The following is a 4882-nucleotide window of genomic DNA, read 5'->3' as shown; positions in this document are numbered from 1 at the left end:
CGCCCGACCTGGCCACCGGCGCGGTCACCCGCGTCGAAAGCGGCAAGCTCCTCGAGTTCGGCACCCCCGGCGGCCAGGTGCGCTGGGAACTGGCCGCGGGCACCGGCCACGGCGCCCGCCTCGTCATCACCCACACCGGTGACCCGTCCGCACGCGGCGCCTGGCGCGCCCACGTCGAAGAACTCGCCTCCTCGCTCGTCGAGTGAGGCCCGCCGGACCGGACAGGCCGCTCACCCAAGGCCGAGGGCGGCGGCCGTCACCGCGCGCGCCCGCCCCGGCGCCACCAGCAGATCCGTCGAATCCGACAGCTGGTCCGCACACCCCACCAGCGGCAACCCCTTGATCACCGGGTCCGACACCGACGCCATCAGCGCATCGGCGAACCGGTCGCCGTCGATCACCTGGAACGGCCGGTCGTAGAAGCCGCGCACCTCCTCGTCCAGCCAGCCGGTCAGCCGCATGCGATTCTGCAGCGCCGCGGCCCGCGCGTAGGCGGCGGCCAGCGCCGCGTCGCGCTCGCGCCACGACCGGGCCGCCGTCGCGGCCCCCAGCGACTCCCCCAGCTCGGTCGAGCCCGGCATGCGCGCCAGCGCGCTGCCGAGCCACTTGGCGTACGGCGGGTAGCGCCGCCGCAGCAGCAGCGCCAGCCGCATCACCTCCCGCGTCAGCCGCGCGCCCACCACGGCCGACCCCAGCTCGTCGCCCACCTCGCCGCACCGGCCGGGAAAAGGCTCCTCCTGCGCGATGCGCCGCCACTGGCACGCCAGGACGTAGCGCCACACGTCACCGGGATACCAGCGCAGCGCCTGCCTGGCCGCCTCCAGCCCGCCCAGCCCGTCGTGGAAGACCTCCCCGCAGGTCACCTCGGCCAGGCTCTGCCACGGCGCCGCCAGCCAGTCCAGCAGCGACACCCCCTGCCTCGGGTCGAAAGCCAGCCGCCCGGTCAGCCACTCCCCCAGTTCGGTCACCGTCACCCCGGAACGTTCCTGCCCGTGATAGGTGAACACCGTCGGCAGCCCGCCGAACCGGTCCGGCAGGCCCGCCTCCACGGCCGCCCGCACCTCGGCCACCACCTCGCCGGGCACGAACAGCAGCACCCGCGGCCCCCAGTCGTGGTCGGTGGAGCGGGCGGTGTCGAACCTGAGCACCTCCGACCCCGGCCCGATCAGGGCGGCGCTGTGCCTCACTCCGGGGATCAGCGGCGCCACCACATCGCGGTAGAAGGACCGCGACAAGTCGATACCAGGTACAAAATCGGACATCACGCCGTCCACTGTGCACCAGCGCCGCCGCAACCTCACCTCAATTTCCGCGCGGAACCACCGGGCGCGCACGCCTGCCGGCAGTTCGGCCATGCCGTGCGGCGACCCCACGGGCAGGTGGTGCCGCGGTCCGATGTCACCTCCGCTGCTGGGAGGCATGACCGTGTGCAAGCGAGGGCCATCGGTCCGCCGCCCACTCCGGCCAGCCCAGCCACCCCGGTGGCGGTCCGGGGATGTCGCCGCCGCCGAGTTCGCCGGCATCTGGTGCCTGGAACAGCGTCCGCCATTCGTCGATGGCCGCCTCGCTCATCGGGAAAGTCGTGTCCGGTGCGGTTGCCTGGCGGTGTGCGATCCTGGCGCGTTGGACGTCCTTGTCGATGGGCAGGTAGACGACGTGGCAGACTGCCCCGGCCGATGTCGCCAGCCAGCGCAGTGCCCACCGTTCGTCGCGGCTCCACAGTCCGAAGTCGAGCACGACGCTGGTGCCCACGTGCAGCGCTTGCAGGGCCAGCGCGATGAGCCGTCCTTCCAGGATGTCGCGCTTGCCGTCGGGCTGCGACCCGTCGAACAGGGAGATCATCCACTCGTCCGGGGTCAGCCGCAGCGCGCGGCGCGCCACGGCGAGTTCTTCGGCCCGGGTGGTCTTCCCGGCGCCGGGCAGCCCGACCATCAGGACAAGCTCGGCGGGTCCGGACCGCACATCATGCTCCGGCTCCGCTTTCGCGGTGGCGGCTGCCGGCTCGTCGGCGACGGACAGGAATGCCTCGGACGAACGAGAAAGAAAGTCTTGGTGCCCTGGACGGAACTGCTGCGACATGGATGTGCTCCCCGGATCACGCAGGACGCCCGGCAGCACAGCCATAACCGGCGGCACCGGCGCCGGCGCGCATCCGGCCGCTGTCGTCACCGAGCTGAGGCCAAGATATCGGCGCAGGGCTTCTCGTCCACCTGGAACGAAGGGTCCTCGATCGGCCACCTTCCGCGCAGGTCGTCTTCGCACAACCCTTCGCGGAACGGGTGGATTGTGCGAAGACGTCCAGCGAGAGCGGGCGGGTGGAACTGACATCGGAGGACGAACCGGAGCGGGACGACGCGGGGCGGCGGTCAACCCGTGGACCGGGCGGCCGCCACCCGGCGCCGGCGGTAACCGAGCCGCTCGTACACGCGGATGGCCGCCGGATTGTCGTCGTCGACCATGAGTGCCGCCCGCCCGTAGGCCGCCACCAGTTCCCGCGACAGCCACCGGCACACCCGCCCGGCCAGGCCCCTGCCGCGGAGCCGGGCTCGCGTCGCCACCCCGGCCAGCAGACCTACCGTGGGCGCCGACCAGGCATCGGCCGCCACCGCCGCCAGCTCCCCGCCGACCCGTACGCCCGCCCAGCGCCGCACCCCCGGCAGGCCGGGCACCGCGTACGACGAGGGAGCCTCGGCCGCCAGCAGCGCCGCGACCTGCGCGCTGTCACCGTCCTCCAGCCAGCCGACCACACCGTCCTCACCCGGACGGCCCCCGCCCCTGCGAGGCGCGCCGATCCCGCCGGCCATACCCGCCGCCCCCGCAGCGTCTTTCAAGCCGTTCATATCAGACCTGACCGTCCTGCCGCCTGTGCCAGCCGTGCCCGCCGAGTACGCCGCGCCACCCGGACCGGCCATGCGTGTGCCGGGCCTGCCCGCTGTGCCCGCTGTGCCGATCGTGGCGGCCACGCCTGCCGCATGCGGTGGGCCGAACATGCCCGGCCCATCCGGTGTGCCGGTCGATTCCGGTACGTTCGCCGTCCTGGCCAGGTCGCCCGCGCCGGCACCGTCCGCCGGAGCGTGCACCGCGCCGCCGCGTGCACGTGCGTCGAAAACGTCGGTGTCCAGGCTCATCCACGAGAACTCCCCGGCCACCTCCAGCCCCGGCAGCCTGCCCGACACCTCCCGCATCAGCGCCACCTCGCCCAGCGGCCGGTACGACGGGCCCAGCTCCGCCAGCGCATGGCGTACCAGCTCGGTGGCCTGCGCCGCGCCGCCCAGCACCGCCAGCCGGTCGCGCCGTGACACCTGCGGGCAGGCCGCCGCCACCGCGTCCCCGAGCGCCCACGCCCGCGCGCCCGCGCGCAGCCCCTGCGCCGCCCACACCACCAGGTCGTCACCCCCGCAGGCCGCCCGCACCTCGGCCGCGGAACGCAGCTCGCGGATCACAGGATGGCGCCGGGACGGTACGCGGCCGCCTCTGGATGCTCCGCAACGACCTCGTCCACCTGCCGCAGAACCTCCGTCACCTGCTCGCCGGCGGCCCCGGTGAACGACACGCGGTCAGCCAGCAGCTCCTGCAGTTGCGGGCCGCCGAGGGGGAACCGTCCGTCGGCGGCCAGCCGGTCGAGCAGGTCGTTGCCGGCCCCGTGCGAGCGCATCGCCAGCGCCGCCGCCACGGCGTGCTCCTTGATGAGCTCGTGCGCCTGCTCGCGCCCCACCCCGGCACGCACCGCCGCCATCAGCATCTTCGTCGTGGCCAGGAACGGCAGATAGCGGTCCAGCTCGGACGCGATCACCGCGGGGAACGCGCCGAACTCGTCCAGCACCGTCAGCATCGTCTCCACCAGCCCGTCGAAGGCGAAGAACGCATCCGGCAGGGCCACCCGGCGCACCACCGAACAGGACACGTCGCCCTCGTTCCACTGGTCGCCCGCCAGCTCGCCCACCATGGAGGCGTAGCCGCGCAGCACCACCGTCAGGCCGTTGACCCGCTCGCAGGAGCGGGTGTTCATCTTGTGCGGCATGGCCGACGAGCCGACCTGACCCTCCTTGAACCCCTCGGTGACCAGCTCATGCCCGGCCATCAGCCGGATCGTCATGGCCAGCGAGGACGGGGAGGCGGCCAGCTGCACCAGCGCGGTGACCACCTCGTAGTCGAGCGAACGCGGATACACCTGCCCCACGCTGGTGAACCGGTGCGCGAACCCCAGATGGGCGGCCACCCGCTCCTCCAGCTCGGCCAGCCTGCCGCGGTCGCCGCCCAGCAGGTCGAGCATGTCCTGGGCGGTGCCCACCGGCCCCTTGATCCCGCGCAGCGGGTAGCGGCCGATCAGCTCCTCCAGCCGCCGGAAGGCCACCAGCAACTCGTCGGCCGCCGTCGCGAACCGTTTACCCAAGGTGGTGGCCTGGGCGGCCACGTTGTGCGAACGGCCGGCCACCACCGTGGCCTGGTGCTCGGCCGCCAGCCGGGCCAGCCGGGCCAGCAGCGCCGCCGTCCGGTCGCGCACCAGCAGCAGGCTGTCGCGCACCTGCAGCTGCTCGACGTTCTCCGTCAGGTCACGCGAGGTCATACCCTTGTGCACCTGCTCGTGCCCGGCCAGCGCGTTGAACTCCTCGATGCGCGCCTTGACGTCGTGCCGGGACACCCGCTCGCGCGCCGCGATCGAGGCCAGATCGACCTGCTCGACCACCTTGTCGTAGTCGGCGATGGCCTCCTCGGGCACCGCCACGCCCAACTCGGCCTGGGCGCGCAGCACCGCCAGCCACAACCGCCGCTCAGCGACGATCTTGTATTCGGCGGACCACAGGCGGGCCAGCTCGGGCGAGGCATAACGAGCGGCCAGGACATCGGGGATACGCGGCTTGGCAGTCACGTTCCACAAGTC

At 73.1% G+C, this 4882-nt stretch carries 4 protein-coding genes and 1 pseudogene; 1 reads left to right on the top strand and 4 read right to left on the bottom strand.

The genetic code is table 11. The annotated features are described in order from the left end of the window. A pseudogene (locus GUY59_RS46050) lies at positions 1-206 on the top strand (SRPBCC family protein); the annotation flags it as partial. A 24-nt stretch (positions 207-230) separates the two neighbouring features. Here the strand turns inward: GUY59_RS46050 and GUY59_RS46045 are convergent. The 4 genes from GUY59_RS46045 to purB form a co-directional block, all read right to left on the bottom strand. Next, on the bottom strand, positions 231-1262 hold the full coding sequence (locus GUY59_RS46045) for a DUF4037 domain-containing protein (protein ID WP_138208768.1): 1032 nt from the start codon (positions 1260-1262) through the stop codon (positions 231-233). A gap of 136 nt (positions 1263-1398) precedes the next feature. Next, positions 1399-2169 carry an AAA family ATPase gene (locus GUY59_RS46040; protein ID WP_252375281.1) on the bottom strand — a complete coding sequence of 257 codons (771 nt, stop codon included), beginning with the start codon at positions 2167-2169 and terminating at the stop codon, positions 1399-1401. A gap of 197 nt (positions 2170-2366) precedes the next feature. Further along, a complete protein-coding gene (locus GUY59_RS51150; RefSeq protein WP_201762142.1) occupies positions 2367-3443 on the bottom strand; it encodes a GNAT family N-acetyltransferase in 1077 nt (358 codons plus the stop codon). Beyond that, complete coding sequence (purB, locus tag GUY59_RS46030) at positions 3440-4870, bottom strand: adenylosuccinate lyase (RefSeq protein ID WP_138208811.1); 1431 nt, start codon at positions 4868-4870, stop codon at positions 3440-3442. Before purB ends, GUY59_RS51150 begins: the two co-directional genes overlap by 4 nt. Positions 4871-4882: the final 12 nt, after the last annotated feature.

It is taken from the genome of Nonomuraea sp. K271, from assembly GCF_009908215.1.
Classification (GTDB): Bacteria; Actinomycetota; Actinomycetes; order Streptosporangiales; family Streptosporangiaceae; genus Nonomuraea; species Nonomuraea longispora.
The sequence above is the reverse complement of the archived record's forward strand: the minus strand, read 5'-3'. Positions and strand labels throughout refer to the sequence as shown.